The following is a 22201-nucleotide window of genomic DNA, read 5'->3' as shown; positions in this document are numbered from 1 at the left end:
TTCAATATAAAACGTAATCATTACGATTTAAGGGGAGATCATTTCATGAAAAAAGTACCTATCACTGTATTAAGTGGGTTTTTAGGATCTGGAAAAACTACCTTACTACATCACATTTTGACTAATAAGAACAACTTAAAAGTAGCTGTTATCGTTAATGATATGAGCGAAGTAAACATTGATGCATCTCTTATAAAAAAGGGTGGTTTTTCACGTACGGAAGAGAAATTAGTAGAAATTCAAAATGGTTGCATCTGCTGTACACTACGAGAAGATTTAATGATAGAAGTGGATCGTCTTGTTGAAAATGGTGATATTGACTATATTATTATTGAATCTTCTGGTATAAGTGAGCCTATTCCAGTTGCTCAAACGTTTACTTATACAGACGAAGTTCTTAACATTGATTTAACGAGAAATTGTCGCCTCGATACGATGGTTACAGTTGTAGATGCAAATAGGTTTTGGGATGATTTTGCAGATGGAGAAAGTTTATTAGACCGAAAACAAGCAATCGATGAGAATGATACCCGGGAAGTTATTGATTTATTAATAGATCAAATTGAGTTTGCAAACGTAATTATTCTTAATAAAATAGATTTGCTAGAAAAAGAAGATGTGATAGAGCTTCATCATTTACTAAAAAAATTAAATCCTAATGCAAAAGTTCTTAAATCTTCGTTTAGCAAAGTACCATTACAAGAAATTTTAAACACAAATCTATTTAATTATGAAGAAGCCAGTCAATCGGCCGGCTGGATACAAGAATTAAATAGTGAACATCATACACCGGAAACGGAAGAATACGGTATCAATTCCTTTGTTTACCGTCGCAAATATCCTTTCCATCCCGAGCGCCTTATGAATTGGCTAGAAAAATGGCCTTTAGATGTTGTAAGAGCGAAAGGATTCTTCTGGCTCGCATCTCGTAATAATATGATAGGGCTTCTATCTCAAGCAGGTTCCTCTATTACAATTCAAGGAGCCGGTGAATGGATAGCCGCATTACCTGAAACTGAAAGAAATCAAATGATTGCAGAAGAACCAGAAGTATTAAAAAACTGGGACGAGCGATATGGAGATCGAATAACTGAGCTCGTATTTATCGGTATTGATATGAATCGTTCTGTGATTGAACAATCATTAGATGATTGTCTATTAACAGAAAAGGAAATGGAACAAAAGTGGAATACATTTATTGATCCTATTCCGGCTTTTACTTATACTTCATAATAATTAATAAAAGGCTTCAGTAGAATGAAGCCTTTTTATTTTATAGCACTCTTATTTAATAGGTTTGCTTTAATTATAAATACAACTGTACCTAAAACAATTAATATAGTATATATGTTACCAACTACATCACCTATTTTTTCTAAGCCAAGCGGTAATATTATAGTAGCAACTCCGACTATATAAGAAAATGCTCCTGAAAGCTTCACTAATTTATTTTTATCTCCAACAAACGTTTCTTCTTGATATCCTGCTAACAAAAACAACCTCTAAAGAACAGCACCCTATTATTCAAGCGCTACAAAAACAAGATGAAAAACAAATGGAACAAATGATGTCTCAAAACTGGCTCCGTCCCATGAAAGAAATATAAAAAATGATTTCTATGAAATAATAAAGCTGGCTACACAAAAGTGTAACCAGCTCCTTATTTACTAATCTATGTGCTATGCCTGAATATTTGCGTAATCCTCAATATCTTCATACTCTTTTTCTAATTCCTCTAAAGACAGCTCGTATAATTGTCGGTCACGAATTTTAAACACACCTGCTCCAATTAACTCATCAATTAAATGCCTCTTACGATTTTCAACAGCAAAACGGAGTTGACTACTCATCTTTAAAAAAACTCCTTTCCACGATCATTGAAAATGATAATCTTTATCAATTACCACTTTTGATTATAAAAGATGACTCTTTATAAGTAAAGTAATTTCATGAAATATTTACCTGACAAAGTATTTGTGGCCACATTATATATATGTATGCCGTGCGAAAAATGTTATGACACATTTTCTTATCCTTTTTCTTTCATACTTTGCAGGTTGTCTCACTATGATTAAATTCACCATCTATTTCTACTTGAATGGTGACATGTTCTACATGAAACTTCTCCTTTAATACATCCGTAGCCTCTTTTAATACATTTTGCGTTTCATCACCTTTAATAATCAAATGGCAAGTTAATACTTGAAAATCAGATGTGACAGACCATATGTGCAAATCATGAACTTCTTTTACAACCGTAATATTTAATAATGTACTTTTTACCTCTTCAACATTTATGTGCTGGGGTGCACCTTCCATTAATATATGGACGGTATCACGTGTTACACGCCATCCACTAATAATGACTAAAATAGACACAAGAATACTAGCAATCGCATCAGCAACCGTCCATCCGAAAAATTTAATACATAGCGCTGCAATAATCGCTCCGACTGATCCTAATAGATCGCCTAATACGTGGAGGAAAGCACTTCTTAAATTCAAGTTCCCCTTCACATCTCCGCCTCTCATTAATATCCAAGCTGATAAAATATTAATAAGCAGACCAAGTACAGCAATAATGAGCATCCCATTACTAGCAATCTCAACTGGTTCTTTAAAACGGCGGATTGCTTCAATAAAAATGTATACCGAAATGACAATAAGAACGACACCGTTACATAATGCTGCTAACATTTCGACTCGCTTATATCCATATGTTTTCGCAGTTGTTGCTGTTTTTTCTCCGAGCTTAAACGCAAGTAAACTTAAGGCTAAAGATACCGCATCACTTAACATATGCCCCGCGTCAGATAATAGTGCTAAGCTATTTGTTACAAATCCACCAACAACTTCTGCAATCATAAAACTTGTTGTTAGTAGGAAGGCAATTAGTAACGCCTTTTTATTTTTTGAATGACCATGATCATGCGAATGTCCCATACGAATACTCCTTTAAGTACAATATCTGTATGTTAGTATGAAACAAACTCCCCATCTTTATCCCGAATTGACTGATTGTAAACGCCCGCTTCCTCTGTATACACACTTCGCTTCTTTTTAAACAATCCCTTTTTCTCAAATAAAACAAGACTACTTCTTTTTTATTTTCATATTGTTTACTAATGAAAGAATTTTTAAGGAGGTTACTAAAATGAAACGTTTATTTCTCTGTATGGAACGTGAACTTGTTGTAGTGAAAGAACAATATGATGACTATGAAACGACTTACCACTTACAAAATATGCAACCTACCTGTATCGCTGTTGATCCATTTCAAAAAAATCGTGTATATTGCGGAACATTTGGACGAGGTCTATGGTTAAGTGACAATAGCGGGGATTCATGGAGACCAATTGGAGATTCTTATCGTTACTTTGATTTTCCTAAAGAAGATGGTATTTTGCACTCCTCTATCACTTCCATAACAATAAGCTCAAATGAACAAGTTAACGGATATGGTGTCGTTTATGTTGGCACAGAACCGAGCGCTTTATTCCGCTCTGAAAATGGTGGTGAAACGTGGACTGAACTTAAAAATATGAAATCATTATTATCTTCTTATACGTGGGCATTTCCGCCTAGACCTTTTACCCATCACGTACGCTGGATTACAGTTGATCCAAACAACCCTAATACAATACACGTTTCAATCGAAGCTGGTGCTGTTATTCAAAGTAATGATAAAGGGCATACATGGATCGATAAAAAATTCGGTGCCCCTATCGATGCTCATCAATTACTTATGCACCCTGAAGCACCAAATCGCCTTTATGCATCATGTGGTGACGGATTTATGGGCGGACCTGATCGTGCATATCTTGAAAGTTATAACAATGGAAACAGCTGGATCTCATGCAGTGAAGGACTTGAACATCATTATTTATACAGCATGGCTATCGATCCCGCTGATTGCAATACGATTCTCGTTTCAGCTGCACCGAGTGCTGATCTCGCTCATCACCATATTCCTTATGAATCTTATATTTATCGAAAAACGAAAGATACTCCTTTCCAGCAAGTACAACAAGGACTACCATCCGCAATCGGTACAGTCATTTCGATGTTTGCGACAAACAAGGCAGAACCACATACGTTTTACACGTTAAATAACAACGGCGTGTTTCAATCCAATGATAGCGGCGAATCGTGGGAACAACTAAACATTCCGTGGAAAGATGAGTATAAAACGCAGCATCCACATGCGTTACTCGTAACTAGTTTTTAGCGAAAAGAGAGACTGCCTAATGTTTTTAGGCAGTCTCTCTTCTATTTCTTTAAATCAATTATGATATCATCTAGAACAATATCTTTACTCTTCGCTTCTTTTTTCGGCACTTCAATTTTCTTCTCTTTTCCATTCACATACTCCACTCCACCATGATTTTCAGGTGTATGCACTCGCAAATTCACATGAGGCGTAACGATAAGCTTTGTAGCATTTTTATTCAATTTTTGGAATGTAGTACTCCAACTACTTTTATGTGGTTCTGCTACTGTACCCGTTCCGCCATTTCCTTCACCAGCGTATTGATTTCCTAAATCATCTTTTATTTCTAGCTCAACATCTGCACTATCCCATATGCGCCTTAATGCCTTAGATTCTTCCTGATTATAAAAAACGATAAATGACATAGGTGTTACTTCCATTTTGTCTATATTTACTTTTATACCTTCTTTTTCGGAAATCCCATTAACTTTTATATCCTTACTATCCATCGCCTTTAAAGTAAGAGCAAAATTCCAATTCCCTTTTATTGATTTTTTTTCTTCGTACATATTAATTGATTCCATATTCCATCTAACATTTGCAACGTCCATTCTTTTACTACCAAGATCACTTGTTGTAGTCATACCTACATATTTTTTATCTCCTACTTTCGTAGTTTTAGAACTTCCAGCCGCACCATTAGACATGCTTACTTGCGGGGAACCAAATATGCTCGGATGCTCTCCTAAATCTTTTTCACTTTCGATAGAATACGTTATCGTTACAGTTCTCCCATCAAACACAGCATCATTAATTGTAACCTTAACCCCATTACTCTCTCTCGTCATATTCAATTCAGTCGAAAACTCTTTATAATTTTCATGTAGCCCTGTTCTACCATTATCTAAAAATCGGAATATATCTCCTACTATAGGAAGACCTCCAGCATAGGTTGGAAAACCAATACCAAGTGTTGCAACTGATAGTCCTACTAAAATAGATGCAGCAGCGACACCTTTTTTCCAACTTTTCATCTTTTTCTTCGTACGTATCGATTGTTTTACATTACGCTTCACTTTTTCTTTTTCAATTTCAGAAGCCTCAATTTCCTCTAGTTCTTTTTCATCTATATCAATATTATTCAATAGTTCATAAATGTCTTTCATATTGCACTACCTCCAAAACTAATTTTCGTAGCATTTTGTTGTAGTTTCTTTTTCCCCCGGTACACTCGATTATCTATAGCTGCTCGAGTTAATCTTAATTTTTCTCCAATTTCCTCTGTCTTCATACCGAGGAGATATTTCATAATGAATACCTTTTGATCTAACGGTTCTAATTGATTAATGAGCTTCAATAATTCTTCCCTATCTTCCATAACGATTAATTCGTCTTCTGCTGATTTTTCTGTACTGATATGAAACTCATCTGAAATAATTTCTACTTTTTTAGTCGCTTTTCGGTAATAATCAATTGCTTTAAACTTTGCAATCGCTGCAATCCACTTTTTAAAATCACTCGGCTCTCCATGGAATTTATTTGCGTTATTCCAAATGGAAAGAAATATATCATTTATACATTCCTCTATGAGTCCATCATTTTGAATTGGAAGTAGAACTTTATGCGTAATCCCCTTTATGAGTGGTAAGTATGTATCGACAACAAATTCTAACGCGTCTTCTTTTTGCCGCTGTAATCTTTTTATAAAATTTTTCTCATTTGATTTCATGTAGCGATTCCCCTTATTGTTTTGTAAAAGCTTTTACACCCTATATAACGTCTGAAGAAATTTTTTCTCTCATCTTTTTTATTTTTTGTATGTAATGGAATACTTCCCCTTAGCCATTGTCTCACATGACTATGCGTTCAAAGAAAATTTTCTCAAGTCCACAATTTAATTCATGTAGTACACTATTTATATAGTCATTCTTTAATTTGGTGTACATTTTATTTCATTAATATATTTTTAAAATTAGGAGATGAGATGTGTATGTGTGGAATTACAGGTTGGGTAAATTGGAATAAGGATCTCTCCAATGAACATGTTATTTTAGAAAAGATGGCAAATAGTATCCAGCATCGTGGTCCTGATGCTGAAGGATTTTGGTTTTCACCTCGCGCGGCCTTTGCACACCGACGTTTAATTGTTATTGATCCAGAAGGCGGGACGCAGCCGAAGACATTTCGTGCTGGTGATTATACGTATGCTCTTACTTATAATGGAGAAATTTATAATTTCCGTGAACTGAGAGAGCAACTTCAAAAATGTGGTCATACATTTGAAACCCATTCAGATACAGAAGTATTACTACATGCTTATTTAGAATGGAAAGAAGACTGCGTACGACATTTAAACGGAATTTTCGCTTTTGCATTATGGGATGAACAGAAGCAACAATTGTTTTTAGCACGAGATCATTTAGGTGTAAAACCGCTCTTTTTTACAGAAAGAAATGGCAGTATTATTTTCGGCTCTGAAATTAAAGCATTATTAGCGCATCCATCTGTCCCTGCTGAAATTGATGCGGATGGAATAAATGAAATATTTGGATTAGGCTTATTTCGCACTCCAGGATGTGGTGTGTTTAAGCATATTCAAGAAGTACGTGCTGGACATTCTATAACATTTACACGTCATAAAAAAGTAGTTACGAAGTATTGGAATTTAGAAAGTAAGATCCATACAGACTCTATAGAAGATACATCTTCGCATATTTTATCTATTTTACAAGACACAGTAAAAAGACAATTAATTGCCGATGTTCCTCTCGTTTGTATGTTATCAGGCGGATTAGACTCTAGCGGTATTACTGCACTTGCAGGTAAAGAATTTGCAGAGGAGCACGAAACACTTCACACGTATTCAATCGACTTTTTAAATAGCGCCAAAGATTTCGAGCTGACATTTGCTCGCACTGGCTTAGACGCTCCTTGGGTAAAACGTGTTTCCGAACATGTAGGGACATCGCATCATGACATTATTGTGAATGCTGAAGAATTAGCAAATCACTTATTCGTTCCCCTCCATGCGAAAGATTTGCCAAGTGCAGGCGAAATGGAAACTTCACTATATTTACTATTTTGCGAAATGAAAAAAGATGCAACCGTAGCTTTATCTGGTGAATCGGCTGATGAAGTATTCGGGGGATATCCTTGGTTTCATCAAGAAGAACTACTGTATGTAGATAAGTTTCCATGGTTAACAAACTGGAAAAACACATCTTCTCTATTATTAAACGAAGTAACAAAGCAATGTAATCCTGAACACTATATCAATAAAAGATTCCATGAAGCTGTTCATGAAGTACCTACTCTTGAAGGGGAAAGTAAAAAATCCGCGAAACAACGCCAAATGTTTTATTTATTTTTAACGAGATTCCTTCCTTTCTTACTTGACCGTAAAGATCGTATGAGTATGGCTGTTGGTTTTGAAGTTCGTGTACCGTTTTGCGATTATAGATTAGTTGAATATTTATGGAATGTTCCTTTCAACATAAAAAGTATTGATAATATTGAAAAAGGCATTTTACGTAGAGCACTACAACCAGCTTTACCTGACGATGTACGCAATAGAAGAAAAAGTGCTTATCCAACTTCACAAGATCCACACTACTTACAAACAATCCGTAATTTAACACTTGATATGTGTAGCAATAAAAACAATCCTATTTTCTCACTTATTAACCATTCCATCTTACTTTCAATTGCTAATCAAAGTAATAAAGAGATTAACAATTTTGAGGCAAGAAGTGCCATGGAGTATATGCTACAAGTAAATGAATGGTTGAAAACATATCATATTCATATTGCTTAACAAAAAAGAGTTCAAGGATAAAAACCTTGAACTCCTTTTATATTAATTAGCACATTGTTTATTATCAGTATCAATAGACCATCCAATAATCGTGGCACAATCTCTACCTTTCCACTGCAATACATTTGTTAATACGGGCTCAATCTGCAAGCAACTTCCGTCGTGTAATATTTCTACTAAAGATTGATCATCATCAAACCTTCGTTTGTCACACTCTAAAATACCATCTGTTGCCATTACAATGTGATTCATTCCTTTTTCTAATCCTCTTACACCTGACGTAAAGCAAGGTGTATTTGCTGCAAAAATATTTTTCCTACCAATATATTCGTAATTTTTCCGTTTATTTAATCGTCCTTTTCCATTTTTCGTTTTCTCAGAATGGAATAAATACGCGAAACAATCACCAACTGATAACCAATATAAAAATTCGCCTTTTCGTAAACAAATTAAGCAAGCGAGTTCCTCATCATCTTGATCACATTTTTTAATAAATAACTCATCTGTAAATAACGCTAATAAGTACATATGTGTATGATGAAAAGCTAAATGTATTGGATATGAGAATAACTCTTTTAGTTTTTCTTTTCTTGCCGAAATCGCTTCTATTATATAATCTATATTTTTTGTTTTGTGATGTGTATCAAAAATCATAACAAATTCAAATTGTAATTCAGGATCCCACCAAGCAAGCACCGCATCTCCTCGTTCATATGCATCACTCTCTTGATTCCCCCCATATACGCCGACTGAAAGAGGACCACATTTTTCAACATGTATTTCATCTACATACATCTGTTCATGACTAATCCATTTGAATGTATTCACAGCTATCATCCTCTCTCTTGCTAAATGTATACCTTTACACATAGATTACCTTATATTTCAATAAAAATAAACTTTTTCAACATTTTTTATCCAAATAAAAGGATTTTATTTCTAAAATAACGAATATATCTTACTATACGATATAAAAAGGGGATTTATTATTATGAACAACATTAATCAACATTGGGAGAGCATTTATTATCACTTACGATACGAATACGAGGACAACCTTTCCCACCAAGCAATTCGTATTTTACAAATCGTTTCTCGTGAGAAAGATATAACAATTGGAAAAGTCGCTACTGAGCTTAGTCTTTCTCATAACACAGCGTCTGAACACATAAAGCGCCTTATTCAAAAGGGCTTCATCGTTAAAGAGAGAAATAAACAAGATGAAAGAGTGGTAAACCTTACATTAACAATTGAAGGGATTGAAGTATTAGAAAAACATACTTTACTGGATAAAGAAAAGATAAAAATATTAGAATCACAGTTATCAAAAGAAGAACAACAATTAATTGAAAAAGCATTTTCGTTATTAGCGAAGGAGGCAAAATATGCATTTCCTCGTTAAAGTAATCGTTTCGGCACTTATTATCGGCGTTATCACTGAAGTTGCTAAACATTTCAGTACGATAGGTGGCTTTATTGCTGCCCTTCCACTCGTTAGTTTACTTAGTCTATTTTGGATTTCATTCGAAGGCGGGAATAAACAAGAATTAAGTCAATTTGCTTTAGGGGTATTATATGGATTCCCCGCATCAGCACTACTATTATTTATCGTCTATATTGGTTTAAAAAATTCATTTACACTTAGTACATCTGTCCTACTCGGTATAGGTGTTTGGTGTATCGTTTTTGCTTGTCAAAAATTATTTCAAGCTTAGGAGGAATTAACATTCATAAATTTGTAGAAATAATGGGGCAAAATATAGAAGTACATATAAAAGGAAGTGGTAAACAAACTGTAGTCATTCAAACCGGAATGAGTTGCTCATTTTATGATTGGTTTCCTATTATAGAAAAGCTTTCAGAGTACTTTACAGTCGTTTCATACCATCGCCCAGGTTACGGAAAAAGTGATGTAGGCCATCAGCCGCGTACAATAAGGCAAGTTACAAAAGAGCTACATATGTTACTAAACAAACTAGCTATTCAAGAGCCATTTATTCTAATCGGTCATTCCTACGGAGGATTATGTGCACAACATTTTGCGATGTTACATGAAGATAAGCTGCAAGCACTTATTTTAGTTGATTCTACTTCGATGAACTTACACCGTTTAGATGAACTTCATTTACCAATTTCTGATCAAACTGATTCTGATGATGTTTGGTTTCAAAAATATAATATGTATTCCAAAATGGATGTAGACACACTTTATAATGAACTAAAATCTATGCTCGCCAATCAATCAAAACAGCAAATTGAATTCTCTACCTCCGCCTCATTATATAAAGCGACAGCTTCTGAACTATCTGAGTGGAAAAACTGTGCTCTCTCACTAAAAGAGCTATGTAAAACATTAGAAATACCATTAATCGTTATCGGTAGAGATCCTCAATATTCTATTACTCAATTGACTAATGGTGGCATGCCAAAAGAGGAAGCAACACAACTTGAAGCAATGTGGCAAGAACTAATTCATGAACAATTACACCTCTCAACTAACAGCCACTATATTCTTGCCCAACATGCTAGTCACGGTATAGAAAATGATCGACCAGATATTATTATTGAAGCAATTCATTTCTTACAAATCAAAAAAGGAAGCAACTAAAGCTGCTTCCTTACTTATCTTCTATTCATAATCTTCTTCATCATCGATTTCTTCGTAATATGAACTACCATTACTTACATATATAGGGCCATTCGCAACATCAATACGTAGTACCCACGCCCATGGCACAGCTAAACGTTTATGTATCGCTCGCCAAAAGCTCATTGATTTTCTTTCGTACTCCTGGAACTCCTGAAGTAACTCTTTGTAGGAGGAACCGTCTAACTGAATATTTGCTTCTAACAAACGAGAATGAGCATAGTACTGTAACTCTAGTTCAGCAGCAATTTCCATTTCTTCTTCCGTTGCCATACCAATAATTGTTCCATCTTCTGGTGCAATTTCATATACGTTTTGAACTTCAATAAGCCCTTCTTTCTCTTTCTCAAACATGTAAACAGCCTCCTTTAACATATATTTTTTATGTTACAAAGTCATACTTCTACAATAACTTCTCTGTTTCCTCTTTTTTTGATAAACTTTTACAAAATATTTAACCGATGACCTGTTTTCTCTATTCTTTCAGCAGAAATGAAGCGATTTTTATCAAAATTTAATTTATACACATCAGGCATATGAAGTGTTTTCCAAAACTCAAAATCATATTTCGAATTAAAATAATTCATTAGTAATACCATAATATTCCCATGCGTACCTATTACAATGTTCTTACCTTCATATTGTTTTAATATATTTTGCATACATATTACAGCGCGCCTTTGTGCGACATCACTCGATTCTCCGCCTTCGTATGCAAAACTCCAATCTTTCCACACATTCTGCATAGCAACATTAAAATCTGCTACTGGCTCTGTACTCAATAATCTTTCACGCAAATCTTCTTCTGTTTGTATTAATAATTTATATGTATTCGCAATTCCTTGTACAGTTTGGATCGCTCTTTTGTACGGACTAGAAATAACAACATCAATATGTTTATCTTTTAATAAATGCGTTACATTCTCTGCATCACAGTGCCCTTTTTCAGATAAAGGTCGTTCCCTTTCTTCTTTTGTATATGTAGAGTGGGCATGGCGAACGAAATAGATTGTCGTCATTTATTCATCTCCCTTTTCCGTTTTTATCCAAATTCAATACATTACCATCAAATCCCTTTACCTTTATTATAAGTACTGTCAAATTTAAATGTTGATTTTCATATTAATAAAAGGGAAACACCTCATATGGTATTTCCCTCAATTAAAATAGACTACATCCAATTAAATACTTTATCAATTTTATTTCTATCGTATTCTAATATCCAATCATTATATGTATTATAAATATCCCTAATTGTATCAGGAGAGATAGCTAATACATCACAACCTCTATCATCATAAACGTGAAATATAGTATTCTTGTTAACATTTATAAAATACACCCTATGAAAAATACTCGGTTTTATTCCCATATCTTGATTACAAATTGCTTTTAACATAGGAATGTATGTAAAGTCAGAGATTTCACATTTCAAAGTATATCTATGTGTTTTATATGCTCCATCTTCATCTTCATCTGGAAAAACATAAGGGATTGTATTTTTCTGTAACTTAAACAAATCGGACTTCTCTTTGACATACTTAGAAAAGATATTCAATTTCTGTTTGAAAGTTTCACCGTTTGCATGGTCATTTACATCCACTACAATATAAATATCATCTTTTGTTGAATGTAAAGACTGAAATAAAGTAATCGTCCTTTTATAAACGCCTTCTAAATATAGACAATTTTCATAAATGTTATTACAATCATAGTCCACACCTAATCTAAAACGAATACCAATATCCCAATTATAAAATAGAGGTGGTCTAAGTTCTAAATTCGGAAACGTTTCAAGCATATACTCATTCAACCTCATCTCAATACCTACCTTTAATAGCATGTTGTTTACATAATAAAATTATTTCATTATAATTTATTTCTAAACTCTTCATCTGTTATAGCATCTTGAATAAAATAATTTATATTATTTCTCAGCTTTTGATATACAACTTGATTTTCTATATCGTTAAACATAATGACAGCTTCTATCTTATTACCTTTCTTATCTGTACTATACAAACTTTTGGTCAATACGAATGCGGTAGATCCACCTTTTTGCCCCGCAAATTCTAACTTACTATTATCAACTGTGCCTTTGAAAATATTCTCGATTTCTTCTTGCATTAATTTAGGAAAATAATTTCTACTATTTATTTTTTCCATTATACTCATATAATCTTTAGCGTTTGCACCCACTAATCGATCTGACCAAATTCGCTGAAATTCCATATCTACTTTTAATGGAATATCCCGCTTTTTCCATTCTTCCTCATCTTTCATCCATTCCTGTATTTGTAACACATGTTTATTATATTCATCTTTTGACATGTTACGTAACGTTTTTAATGACTGATTTTCTGGCACATGAAGTTCTTTTTCTACGTATCCTCTCATATATAGTGCAGCCGTATAAGAAGTGAACTTATCATGACTAGTAAGCTCTAACTCTTTTATACTTTCATTTACTCTTTCTATTCCAAGCTTTTCTAACAAATATGTTGTATTTGCATTAGAACTATAATGAATCATTCCTTTAGCGACTTCTTCTAAAGCGATTTGTCCATTTTTCACTAATTCTCTCGCTTTGGCATCTTCTAACCAGTTAGGATGTGCTCCACCATCAGTATCTTTAACGTAATATTTTTCTAGCTCGTGCAATGAAATTTGTTCATCACGACTTATTTTTCCTTCTGAAACTTGCTTAGCAAATTCAACTGCTATTACGATTTTTGCCATACTTGCTAATGGCAATTTTTTATTTTCATTTATAGAAGTTAATACTTCTCCATTTCTTTTAATAAGTAATGAACATGTTTCATCTTCTTTATGTTCTTTTATGTACTTTAATACGTAATCAGGATCTTCTTTTGACAAATAGTAATTCATAATAACAAAGAAAGCTATAACAGCTACTATAATGACTCCTGCAATTATTCCTATAATCTTTAATATGTTCACAATATACCCCCTCTAACAAATTTCCTTCTATATCATAATTATACCGAACTAAATTACAAAATTATACAAAAACGAATAAATATTCCTACAAGCAAAGAATCATTTTTTTATTTCACACTGTATTGTATGGAAAATCTCATGAATATGTCTAACTTTCACACAACAAAAAAACATGCCTTCATTAGGAAAGCATGTTTTGTGATATCCTTCACATTGTTTCGTTAAAAAATTATCTTTTTATTTACCATGATGTAACATTAAATCACTAAGTTCTTCTTCAATGTGATTTAATTTCGCAACGCTTTCTTTCCATTTATGAATATAACGTGAAACCCCAACAAAAAACAAAACAATAATTGTGGAAAGAATAATACCATATACGATTGCTACAGTACTCATAGTTACACTTCCTTATAATTAGTAATGTGGTTATTAGTTATATTTTTATTATAAACCTTTTTCTTTTAAAATACTTCAATTTCAACTTTTTGTAACAAAATTGATTTTTCTAATATTTCATTCGTAAAAATGGCATATTTTTCACAAATTATACAAAACTTCACCATATGTACTATTACCATATGAGTTATATTATTAAATAGAATAAAGGGGATGATTACTATGACGACTTGGTTTATTGTAATGTTAGTTGTATTTGGGGCATTTAAAATTATCGTTTCTAGCCTTCCTAACACTGTTATTGAATCCATTATTAGCAAGTACGAAACACATCCAAAACTTGAAGAAGAGAATGTGACTATTACAATTCACGGAAATAACGTAGAAGGCGAACAGAAATCAAAAATTATTCATGATTTTAACGAAGGTTTATTTTTAGATCGCTATTATGCACCACCCCATAATGAAGGCACTCCTTTAATTATCAATGCAAAACGTGGTAAAAAAGATTTCACATTTTATATTTACAGTCATGAAGAGCATGTTGATGTTGTAAAACAATATAAAACGAAGGTAGTTGCTTATAGTTTACGCTCTAAAAATCTTCAAAATAGTGATATGTTCGTGTCAGCTGATTTAGCTTAATACTCATATATAAAAAGGAATCCATGGCATATGGATTCCTTTTTACTATTTACTGAAAAATAAGCTCTGTCTTCAAACTATCTTTCGGTAACAACCAGCCTTTTTTCTCTAAACTCGCCATTAATAATTCCCTTTGTTTTGTCGCAATACTTTCTTCATTTGTTTTAAATGACACTTCTATTACGAAGTCATCTTCTAATTTTCCGGTATTACTTAATGGCCAAATTTCAATATTTGCTTTTATGTTTTCAAACTCTCCTGTATATCGTTTCATTAATACAGGACCGTAAATACGGGAATTCTTTAACATCTCTTCTCCCCAATTTGTATACAACCATCTGTTCATTTTCCCTGGTAATTTTTCCATTAACATATTTTGAGCAGCTTGTTCATTTGGTAAATCAAGTATTCCATATCCTTTAGCACTGTAACTTTTCTTATTTGAAATGCTTAATGTTTTCTTCTCAAATCCCCAATCTATTTCCGCCTCATAACTATCCGTATTACTATCGAATCCTTCTTTTTTAGCTACTTCTAGTGCATCTTGAATTACACCATTTTGAATAGGATATCTTTTTTTATATGTTAGTTCAAAATCTTTACTAAATTCTTTCTTTCGAATTCTAGCAAACCAACCTTCATCACTTAAACTTTTATTTGCAGTATCTAAAAATTGTACTTGTATTCTTTCATATTTTGTACCAGCCTGGAAATGTTCTAGCACCTCTTGCTTCATCTCTTTGTTATAACCTAATACTTGTTCTGGCTTCAATAATAACTTTACTTCAAAACTAGGTTTCATTGGACTAGCAGCAAACCCTTCCTTAACGTTATAAAGAAAACAACAAAAGAAAATACTTACGAATACAAATACTTTTTTCATATACCTATCCCCTTTACATTTTAAATGACTTCTATACGTTCCATTGCAAGTGAATATACATTTTCATATCCTGCTGTACTTAGCTTTTGTTGTAATCGATCCGTATCCTCTTTCAAAGCATGCACTAGCACCGTATGTTCTGGTAATAATGTATTTAACATCTCTTTAACGTCTTTTATACTTTGGTGAACTTTATACGGAACTCGCTTCACCCTACATGTACTCCTTACATGTTCTTTCATAACTCTTTCTGCAAAACTCCCTTTCGCAATATGCCCAGTAAAAATAACGGAATTACGTTTTTCATTCCGAAGCTGTTCATAGCATAACTGTGCTCGTTTCGTTTGCATATTCGCATCACTCATTACAACTATTCCATAACTATTTTGCATACTAATGTCATTATCCATCACTATTATGTTTCTTTTTAAACTCTCCATAATCCATTTAAGTTCTTCATTATTTTTTATCCAATCTTTATATATGAACATCTCTTCAAATCCAGCCAAAATTTCTTTATCTACTATAAGCGGAAATTCTTTATATCGTTCATATAAATACAATACTATATCTTGCGCCCTACCAAGTTGTGGAAGCGGTAGCAATGCTATTCCTTTATTCTGCATAACTCGCTCAATTTCTGCACATAGATCATCTAATCTTTCATTTTGCGAAACATCATCTGTGTGGTAAGCGGCATCTACAATTGCAACTTTTATATTGTGGCCCAATTTCTCAGGTAAATTAGCTCGTAGTATATTAGACTCTGCTGAATAATCGCCGGAATAGAACACGTATGTATTACACAAATCAACTAAAAACCAAACAGCTCCTAATACATGCCCACTATATCCCCACTGAAACCGCAATGTAGGAGTAATTTGTATCCATTCATTTGGATTACTAATCTCATCAATACATACATAATTTAAATCTTTTATGTGTTGGTCGCTATAAGGTAAATTCCACCCTTGCATCACATTATAGTTTCTCCATTTTTCATAATATAACGGCAGTTGCTCCTTCGTATAACGAGTCGTCCAAATTTTTTTCTTATATCCATACTTCGCTAATAAAGGTAAACCCATCGTATGATCTTCATGAATATGTGATAAAAATACCGCATCTAAAAATGGAACAGCTTCTCTCTCTATTTTTGGATAACTATCCTCATAAGATCGATTAATACCACAATCAAATACTATTTTCGTCTCTTTATTTTTTACAAAATAGCAGGAGCGACCGTATTCTCCTGCCCCACCCCATACTTCTATCCTCATCATGCTACCCCTTTTCGCTTTTGCTCCATATGTTGTAGCAGTAATAAGCACATTGTTGTAAGTCCAACAGAAACAACGGCCATCGCCATGCCTATAGATACTTCACCCTGTTCAAATTGAGCAAAAATAAACGTTGCTGACGTTTCTACTGATGGAGGTAATACGAGAAGCGATGCTACTAACTCTCTTATCGAAATTGTAAATGTCATCGCCCATCCAGCAAGAATGCCTGGGATAATAAGAGGCAATATTATTTTTCTAAAAATATAAATATAATTTCCCGAAAAAACACTTCCTGCCTGCATGAGAGAATCATCAATTTGTCCGAGTGATGATTTTACATATTGCACCGTGTAAGGTAAAAACAGCACAACATACGTTACGATAACCATGACTGGTGTATTGTAAATTGACAGGGGCATATATGGTGAATTCCAAAATAGAATAAGACCTACAACCATAACGATTCCTGGTACCATATTGGGTAACATACCGCACATATCGAGCCATTTTTCAGAGTTTTTTTTCCCCTTTCGAATCATAAGTGCCAAAAAGACTCCAATCATTACCGCAATAATCGCTGTTACGAGTGAAAAAAGAAAACTATTCCATAAAGCCTCTAATCCCGGAGATCCCATTGTAAACAATGCCTCATAATGGCTTGTTGTAAAGTTATTTACATGTAAACCGCCGCCTCTTAATTTTGACAAAGAAGCAATCAGTATAGAAAAGTATGGAATTCCAATTGATACGATTAATAAACCAATTACATACATCCATGCTACAACGCGCGTAAATATAGACAAAGTATATCTTTTAGATTTCACACCTTTTCCACTAACCATTGCATATGAATACTTTCGATTCAATACATTTTGCATATACCAAATGAGCATACAAGCACTAAGTAATAAAGAAGATAATGCTGTTGCACTACTAAAATCAATTGGCCAACTCGAAATAAATTTATGGATTTCTGATGTTAACACGTGGAATCCTATTCTACGTCCGAATGTAGCCGGTGTTCCAAATTCAGCAATCGTCTTTACGAAAATGAGTAAAGCACCCATTACATAACTTGATACTAATAACGGCAATATTATTTTTCTTAAACGATAGAGAAAACTTCCGCCATGAACTGCTGCAGCTTCTTCTTTACTACTCCCAATCTGAAGTAACGTGTTTTTCAGCATGAAATAAAGGAATGGGAATAAATGCAGACTCATAATTAAGACCATACCTCCTAAACTAAAAAACGATGATGAAACTGTCTTTAGCATCGGAAAAAATTGTTCAAAATAGCCGTTAGGTTGCATGAACAAAATCCAGCCCATTGATCCAATATACGGCGGTGTCATAAATGGAATCATAAAAACAATATCTAACTTACTATACTTTCCTACATCTGTTTTCCTCATAATAAACGCCAATGGAAATGCAAATATTGTAGCTCCTATTACAACGAGTACACCTAGAAGCATCGAGTTTAGAAAAATCCCAGCTAATCCACCACTCTGCATCACTTCAAAAGGCTTTAAAAAGTTCCAGCTGCTATTTTCATATATACTAGAAAATAAAATGAGAAAAAGCGGAATGACGATTAACATCGCCACAAGTAATAACGCTACCGTCATTCCAACTTGTCTTACTGATATGAATCGATTTACCATGGAATCACCATCTTATTGAAATACTTTCTTAAATTGTTTTCCTATTTCATCTTGCTCTTTCTCAACTGTTTTCCAATCAATATTTAATACTGGAATCTCTTCTACATTCGGTCTATTTTCAGCTTTTATATCTGTTCTACCTGGCAATAAATACGCTTTAGCAACTTGTTTTTGCACATCATCTGATAATAAATAATCAATAAACTCTTTTGCACCCTCTACATTTTTACTATCCTTCATAATCCCCGCTGCACGTGGGCTAATAACTGTTCCGCTTTTTGGATATACGATATCAACCGGTTCACCCTTTACTTTTGCGCTGTACGTCATATAATCAACACCTGCAATTACCATATCTTTCGCACCTGTTACTACTGGATCTAAAGCTTCTTGATTTGCTCCTGCTACTGTAACTTCATTTTTCTTAAGCTGTTCAAATAAATTCCATCCATCTTTTCCATTCTTTTTCACATATCCTGTTACAAAGTCTAAAGCTGAACCTGAAAGTGCTGGATCTGGAAGATTCACTTTTCCTTTCCATTCCCCTTTCGTTATATCGCTCCAATCTTCAGGCGCTGTCTTCACATTTTTTGTATTGTACACAATCCCTAATGCTGAAGCACTATACCCGAAATAATGTCCTTTATCATCTGACCATTCAGAACGCAGCTTATCAGCTTGTTTCGCTTCTTTATAAGCTAACGTTTGACCCTCTTTCTTTAATCCTTCCATCGCTGGTAATGATGCAAGTACGACTACATCAACGACTGGATTTTTCTTTTCAGCTTCCATTCTCGCTAAAATCTTACCTGTTGTTCCTTGAAACATTTCTACTTTTATACCTGTTTTCTTTTCAAAGTCTTTTTGAATTTTTTCTGCTAACCCTTTTGGCCCTGCACTATATACAACAATTTTCTTTTCATTCGTATTTTTACTTTTTGCATCTGCATTGCCTGTCTTTGAACTACACCCTGTTACTACAGCCGAAAATAATAAAGTACATACAAATAAAGACTTAAGCGAACTGAATTTCTTCATACGATTCTCCCCCTATATGATGAATACATTTTTTTGGCACATATAACGATACTGGTTTACCGATGCTTAATTTACTATTGTGATAAGCTGTCCATATTCCGAGTGCCCCCATGTTTACTTTTATTTCATACCGTTCTCCTACATATGTAACGTGCTTAATTTCACCTGTATACATTTCGCACACTTCATTTTTCGTCCAGCTCACATGCTCTGGACGAACCATTTTTTTACCCTCTACAAGCCAATTCGCCTTACCAACAAATTTGGCAACAAATTCATGAGACGGTTTAACATAAATATCTTCCGGTGTTCCTTTTTGTAATACTTCTCCTTGTTTCATGACAATAATTTGGTCTGACATTGACATTGCTTCTGTTTGATCGTGAGTGACATACAGTGCAGTTAAACCAATGGAATGAACGATATCCATAAGCTCTATTCTCATTTCTTCTCGCAAAATTGCATCGAGTGCACTTAGCGGTTCATCAAATAAAATAAAATGAGGTTTTGTTACAATTGCTCTAGCGAATGCGACACGTTGTTGCTGTCCACCAGAAAGTTCGTGTGGATACCTTTTCTCCATACCTTGCAGGCGAACTCGCTTTATCGCATCTTCTACTTTTTCTCGTAAATGATTTGTTTGCTTTGTAGCCCTTAAACCAAATGCAACATTGTCAAAAACAGTCATGTGCGGCCATAAAGCAAAATCTTGAAATACCATACCGATATTCCGTTCATGAGGAGATGTCTTTATCTTTTTTGCAGCAGAATACATGCACTGGTCTCCAAAATATATTTCTCCCTTATCCGGTTCTTCAAGCCCTGCTATCATTCTAAGTAAAGTCGTTTTCCCACACCCCGAAGGTCCTAAAAGTGTAGTGAATTCCCCTTGTTTCATTACAATCTGCAACGGCTTTAACGCCTGTGTTTTTCCAAATGTCTTTTCTAATCCACTAATTGTAATATCCATTGCTTCACCTCTCTCCCCTCATTCTTAACCTGCTTTCATTCTATATGGAAGATTTATACTGAATGTTAATGTACTGTAAAGATTAAATTAAAAAACTTCTAATAAACTATTTATTTCTATAGATTTTTTCTATAGTTAAAATAAAAAAGGCGGCAATTCATAATGAATCTCTTAAAATTAGAAATTGTAGTACTTATTAAGAAATACAAAAAGCTTACAATTGTTGCAGAAAAACTTGGCGTTAAACAACCAACTATTACATTTCATATAAAAAGCTTAGAAGAAGAACTCGGTGTGTCTTTATTCGAATTACGTTCTGGAAGGTATTTCTTAACAGAGGCTGGTGAGGCTTTGCACCATTATGCTTCTAAAATAGATGCACTTATGAAAGAAGCTAGACGTGTCACGCAAGAGTTTAAAGATTTTAATAAAGGTGCTATAACAATCGGCGCTAGTTATGTACCAGCGACTTATCTTTTGCCAGAAGTCGTTCATGAATTTCAATGTGAATTTCCCAATATAAAAATAACGCTACTAGTTAAAACAGCCCCTGAAATTCGAATGATGCTACAAAATCACGAAATCGATCTTGGGATAATTTCCGCTGCTCCATTTGATGAACCACTTTTAAAACAAACGAATATAATACCTGATACACTTGTTCTTGCCTTTTCCAAAGAACATCATTTTTCAAAGAAAGAAAATGTATCGTTACAAAATATCGAAAAGGAACGCATACTATTGCATCGTAATCCATCTACAACGAGAGATTTACTTACAAAATGGATGTCAGTTCATAACATTACATTCCAATCAGAAATTGAATTAGACTCATTAGAAACGATGAAACAAATTTTAAAATATGGTAATGGAATTGCCTTTATTTCTAAACTTGCTATTGAGCAAGAAATACAACGAAATGAGCTATGCTATATACCAATCCCAGAATTTGAATTTCAGCGTAATATTTATACGATTCATCATGAGGACAGATGGAATTCTAAAATCATTTCTTTTTTACTACAGAGCATCCATTCATTTGCAACAAAAAATTAAAAGGCTGTCGTTATGCACGACAGCCTTTTACACTATAAATCTATTTATTTTTCTTTGCCTCAATTTTTGCTTGCGCCTCTTCAGCCTTATCTAATGCTTCTGATACTTTCTTCTCTTTTTCTTTCACTTCATCTATACTATCGACAGCTTTAATAATTTTATCGATTCCTTCTTCTTCTACCTTTCTACGCTTTGCTACTCTTTCATTCACTTTCTCTTCTACATCTTTTGCTTTTTGAAGCATATTCTCTGCATTTGATGTTACAGCTTTTTCAAGTGCATCATCTTTTTTCTTTTGTAACACTTCATTTGCAATGTCTTTCGCTTCTAAATACTTACCGTCTTTTAATGCTGTTGCCCCGTGATCCATTTTCTCAGCAACTTCTTTATATGATTTCGCTTCATTTCCTGATTTCGCTTTTTCTGCTTTTTCGAACCACATTGTTGCATCACTATACTTTTCATCTTTCAATGATTGCATACCTGTTTCAATATATGTGTCATAATTGCTACATCCAGCCATTACGATTAATAGAAAAAGCATAACAAAATTTAATTTTTTCATGCTGTTGTCTCCTTTTCTTTGCAAGCTCACTTTACTTTAACATACATGAAAAAGAGTTTCAAA

At 33.8% G+C, this 22201-nt stretch carries 26 protein-coding genes and 1 pseudogene; 9 read left to right on the top strand and 18 right to left on the bottom strand.

Features of this window, described 5'->3' with window-relative positions; genetic code table 11:
- The first annotated feature begins 45 nt into the window (after positions 1-45).
- Positions 46-1233 carry a GTP-binding protein gene (locus MR160_RS12835; protein WP_000757662.1) on the top strand — a complete coding sequence of 396 codons (1188 nt, stop codon included), beginning with the start codon at positions 46-48 and terminating at the stop codon, positions 1231-1233.
- Between the two features lie 35 nt (positions 1234-1268).
- Here the strand turns inward: MR160_RS12835 and MR160_RS12830 are convergent, their stop codons facing one another.
- Positions 1269-1499, bottom strand: coding sequence for a DUF3784 domain-containing protein (locus MR160_RS12830; protein WP_102981840.1), 231 nt, complete (start codon positions 1497-1499; stop codon positions 1269-1271).
- An 8-nt stretch (positions 1500-1507) separates the two neighbouring features.
- Between MR160_RS12830 and MR160_RS12825 the strand changes: the two are divergent.
- Positions 1508-1606: pseudogene (locus MR160_RS12825) on the top strand (GntR family transcriptional regulator); the annotation flags it as partial.
- Between the two features lie 73 nt (positions 1607-1679).
- Here MR160_RS12825 and fbpA read toward each other — a convergent pair.
- Together fbpA and MR160_RS12815 are read right to left on the bottom strand one after the other, a co-directional pair.
- Positions 1680-1850 carry a Fur-regulated basic protein FbpA gene (gene fbpA / locus MR160_RS12820; RefSeq protein WP_000098300.1) on the bottom strand — a complete coding sequence of 57 codons (171 nt, stop codon included), beginning with the start codon at positions 1848-1850 and terminating at the stop codon, positions 1680-1682.
- Positions 1851-2043: 193 nt separating this feature from the next.
- Entirely contained in the window at positions 2044-2943 is a 900-nt protein-coding gene (locus MR160_RS12815; RefSeq protein ID WP_000510030.1) for a cation diffusion facilitator family transporter, read from the bottom strand.
- A 211-nt stretch (positions 2944-3154) separates the two neighbouring features.
- Here MR160_RS12815 and MR160_RS12810 point away from each other — a divergent pair, with 211 nt between their 5' ends.
- A complete protein-coding gene (locus tag MR160_RS12810) occupies positions 3155-4228 on the top strand; it encodes a WD40/YVTN/BNR-like repeat-containing protein (protein ID WP_086389903.1) in 1074 nt (357 codons plus the stop codon).
- A 41-nt stretch (positions 4229-4269) separates the two neighbouring features.
- On the opposite strand, the gene MR160_RS12805 is transcribed toward MR160_RS12810, so the two are convergent.
- Together MR160_RS12805 and MR160_RS12800 are read right to left on the bottom strand one after the other, a co-directional pair.
- Complete coding sequence (locus tag MR160_RS12805) at positions 4270-5376, bottom strand: DUF4179 domain-containing protein (protein WP_150157922.1); 1107 nt, start codon at positions 5374-5376, stop codon at positions 4270-4272.
- Positions 5373-5939 carry a sigma-70 family RNA polymerase sigma factor gene (locus tag MR160_RS12800; RefSeq protein WP_044783488.1) on the bottom strand — a complete coding sequence of 189 codons (567 nt, stop codon included), beginning with the start codon at positions 5937-5939 and terminating at the stop codon, positions 5373-5375. Before MR160_RS12800 ends, MR160_RS12805 begins: the two co-directional genes overlap by 4 nt.
- 261 nt (positions 5940-6200) lie before the next feature.
- On the opposite strand from MR160_RS12800, the gene asnB reads away from it, so the two are divergent.
- Positions 6201-8024 carry an asparagine synthase (glutamine-hydrolyzing) gene (asnB, locus tag MR160_RS12795; RefSeq protein WP_000334020.1) on the top strand — a complete coding sequence of 608 codons (1824 nt, stop codon included), beginning with the start codon at positions 6201-6203 and terminating at the stop codon, positions 8022-8024.
- A 42-nt stretch (positions 8025-8066) separates the two neighbouring features.
- On the opposite strand, the gene MR160_RS12790 is transcribed toward asnB, so the two are convergent.
- Positions 8067-8894: a PP2C family serine/threonine-protein phosphatase gene (locus tag MR160_RS12790; RefSeq protein ID WP_002083203.1), complete on the bottom strand. Its 828-nt coding sequence runs from the start codon at positions 8892-8894 to the stop codon at positions 8067-8069.
- A 121-nt stretch (positions 8895-9015) separates the two neighbouring features.
- On the opposite strand from MR160_RS12790, the gene MR160_RS12785 reads away from it, so the two are divergent.
- Genes MR160_RS12785 through MR160_RS12775 form a run of 3 tightly spaced genes read left to right on the top strand, consistent with a single transcriptional unit; the run spans position 9016 to position 10632 of the window.
- Positions 9016-9426, top strand: a complete 411-nt coding sequence (locus MR160_RS12785; protein ID WP_001059787.1) for a MarR family winged helix-turn-helix transcriptional regulator — start codon at positions 9016-9018, stop codon at positions 9424-9426.
- Complete coding sequence (locus MR160_RS12780; RefSeq protein ID WP_000545623.1) at positions 9410-9739, top strand: DUF3147 family protein; 330 nt, start codon at positions 9410-9412, stop codon at positions 9737-9739. The genes MR160_RS12785 and MR160_RS12780 overlap by 17 nt, the downstream gene beginning before the upstream one ends.
- Entirely contained in the window at positions 9700-10632 is a 933-nt protein-coding gene (locus MR160_RS12775; RefSeq protein ID WP_002083200.1) for an alpha/beta fold hydrolase, read from the top strand. The genes MR160_RS12780 and MR160_RS12775 overlap by 40 nt, the downstream gene beginning before the upstream one ends.
- A gap of 21 nt (positions 10633-10653) precedes the next feature.
- Here MR160_RS12775 and MR160_RS12770 read toward each other — a convergent pair whose 3' ends face one another.
- From MR160_RS12770 to MR160_RS12745, 6 genes are all read right to left on the bottom strand, one after another.
- The gene (locus MR160_RS12770) at positions 10654-11025 is read right to left on the bottom strand and encodes a hypothetical protein (protein WP_000461779.1); all 372 of its coding nucleotides are present in this window, start codon (positions 11023-11025) and stop codon (positions 10654-10656) included.
- An 89-nt stretch (positions 11026-11114) separates the two neighbouring features.
- A complete protein-coding gene (locus MR160_RS12765; RefSeq protein ID WP_000208260.1) occupies positions 11115-11690 on the bottom strand; it encodes a histidine phosphatase family protein in 576 nt (191 codons plus the stop codon).
- A 152-nt stretch (positions 11691-11842) separates the two neighbouring features.
- Positions 11843-12472 carry a DUF3885 domain-containing protein gene (locus MR160_RS12760; RefSeq protein ID WP_000894372.1) on the bottom strand — a complete coding sequence of 210 codons (630 nt, stop codon included), beginning with the start codon at positions 12470-12472 and terminating at the stop codon, positions 11843-11845.
- A 68-nt stretch (positions 12473-12540) separates the two neighbouring features.
- Positions 12541-13632 carry a serine hydrolase gene (locus tag MR160_RS12755; protein WP_001023300.1) on the bottom strand — a complete coding sequence of 364 codons (1092 nt, stop codon included), beginning with the start codon at positions 13630-13632 and terminating at the stop codon, positions 12541-12543.
- A gap of 237 nt (positions 13633-13869) precedes the next feature.
- Entirely contained in the window at positions 13870-14031 is a 162-nt protein-coding gene (locus tag MR160_RS12750; protein WP_000108702.1) for a hypothetical protein, read from the bottom strand.
- 65 nt (positions 14032-14096) lie between these two features.
- Positions 14097-14213: a hypothetical protein gene (locus MR160_RS12745; protein WP_002011946.1), complete on the bottom strand. Its 117-nt coding sequence runs from the start codon at positions 14211-14213 to the stop codon at positions 14097-14099.
- A 40-nt stretch (positions 14214-14253) separates the two neighbouring features.
- Between MR160_RS12745 and MR160_RS12740 the strand changes: the two genes are divergently transcribed.
- The gene (locus tag MR160_RS12740; protein ID WP_000214591.1) at positions 14254-14676 is read left to right on the top strand and encodes a YfmQ family protein; all 423 of its coding nucleotides are present in this window, start codon (positions 14254-14256) and stop codon (positions 14674-14676) included.
- A 49-nt stretch (positions 14677-14725) separates the two neighbouring features.
- Here MR160_RS12740 and MR160_RS12735 read toward each other — a convergent pair whose 3' ends face one another.
- Genes MR160_RS12735 through MR160_RS12715 form a run of 5 tightly spaced genes read right to left on the bottom strand, consistent with a single transcriptional unit; the run spans position 14726 to position 20517 of the window.
- Positions 14726-15559, bottom strand: coding sequence for a hypothetical protein (locus MR160_RS12735; protein ID WP_000755319.1), 834 nt, complete (start codon positions 15557-15559; stop codon positions 14726-14728).
- A gap of 20 nt (positions 15560-15579) precedes the next feature.
- A complete protein-coding gene (locus MR160_RS12730; RefSeq protein WP_033669464.1) occupies positions 15580-16842 on the bottom strand; it encodes an MBL fold metallo-hydrolase in 1263 nt (420 codons plus the stop codon).
- The gene (locus tag MR160_RS12725; protein ID WP_000248132.1) at positions 16839-18509 is read right to left on the bottom strand and encodes an ABC transporter permease; all 1671 of its coding nucleotides are present in this window, start codon (positions 18507-18509) and stop codon (positions 16839-16841) included. The genes MR160_RS12730 and MR160_RS12725 overlap by 4 nt, the downstream gene beginning before the upstream one ends.
- A gap of 12 nt (positions 18510-18521) precedes the next feature.
- Positions 18522-19547 (bottom strand): ABC transporter substrate-binding protein, encoded by a 1026-nt coding sequence (locus tag MR160_RS12720; RefSeq protein WP_000714683.1) that lies wholly within the window; start codon positions 19545-19547, stop codon positions 18522-18524.
- A complete protein-coding gene (locus MR160_RS12715; protein WP_000355543.1) occupies positions 19525-20517 on the bottom strand; it encodes an ABC transporter ATP-binding protein in 993 nt (330 codons plus the stop codon). The genes MR160_RS12720 and MR160_RS12715 overlap by 23 nt, the downstream gene beginning before the upstream one ends.
- Positions 20518-20679: 162 nt before the next feature.
- Between MR160_RS12715 and MR160_RS12710 the strand changes: the two genes are divergently transcribed.
- Complete coding sequence (locus MR160_RS12710) at positions 20680-21573, top strand: LysR family transcriptional regulator (RefSeq protein WP_001050622.1); 894 nt, start codon at positions 20680-20682, stop codon at positions 21571-21573.
- Positions 21574-21613: 40 nt separating this feature from the next.
- Here the strand turns inward: MR160_RS12710 and MR160_RS12705 are convergent, their stop codons facing one another.
- Positions 21614-22138, bottom strand: coding sequence for a DUF4398 domain-containing protein (locus tag MR160_RS12705; RefSeq protein ID WP_000735853.1), 525 nt, complete (start codon positions 22136-22138; stop codon positions 21614-21616).
- Between the last annotated feature and the right edge of the window lie 63 nt (positions 22139-22201).

It is taken from the genome of Bacillus cereus group sp. BfR-BA-01382 (assembly GCF_022663475.1).
Classification (GTDB): Bacteria; Bacillota; Bacilli; order Bacillales; family Bacillaceae_G; genus Bacillus_A; species Bacillus_A thuringiensis_S.
Note: the sequence above shows the minus strand (reverse complement) of the source record. Positions and strands in the feature narration are given on the sequence as shown.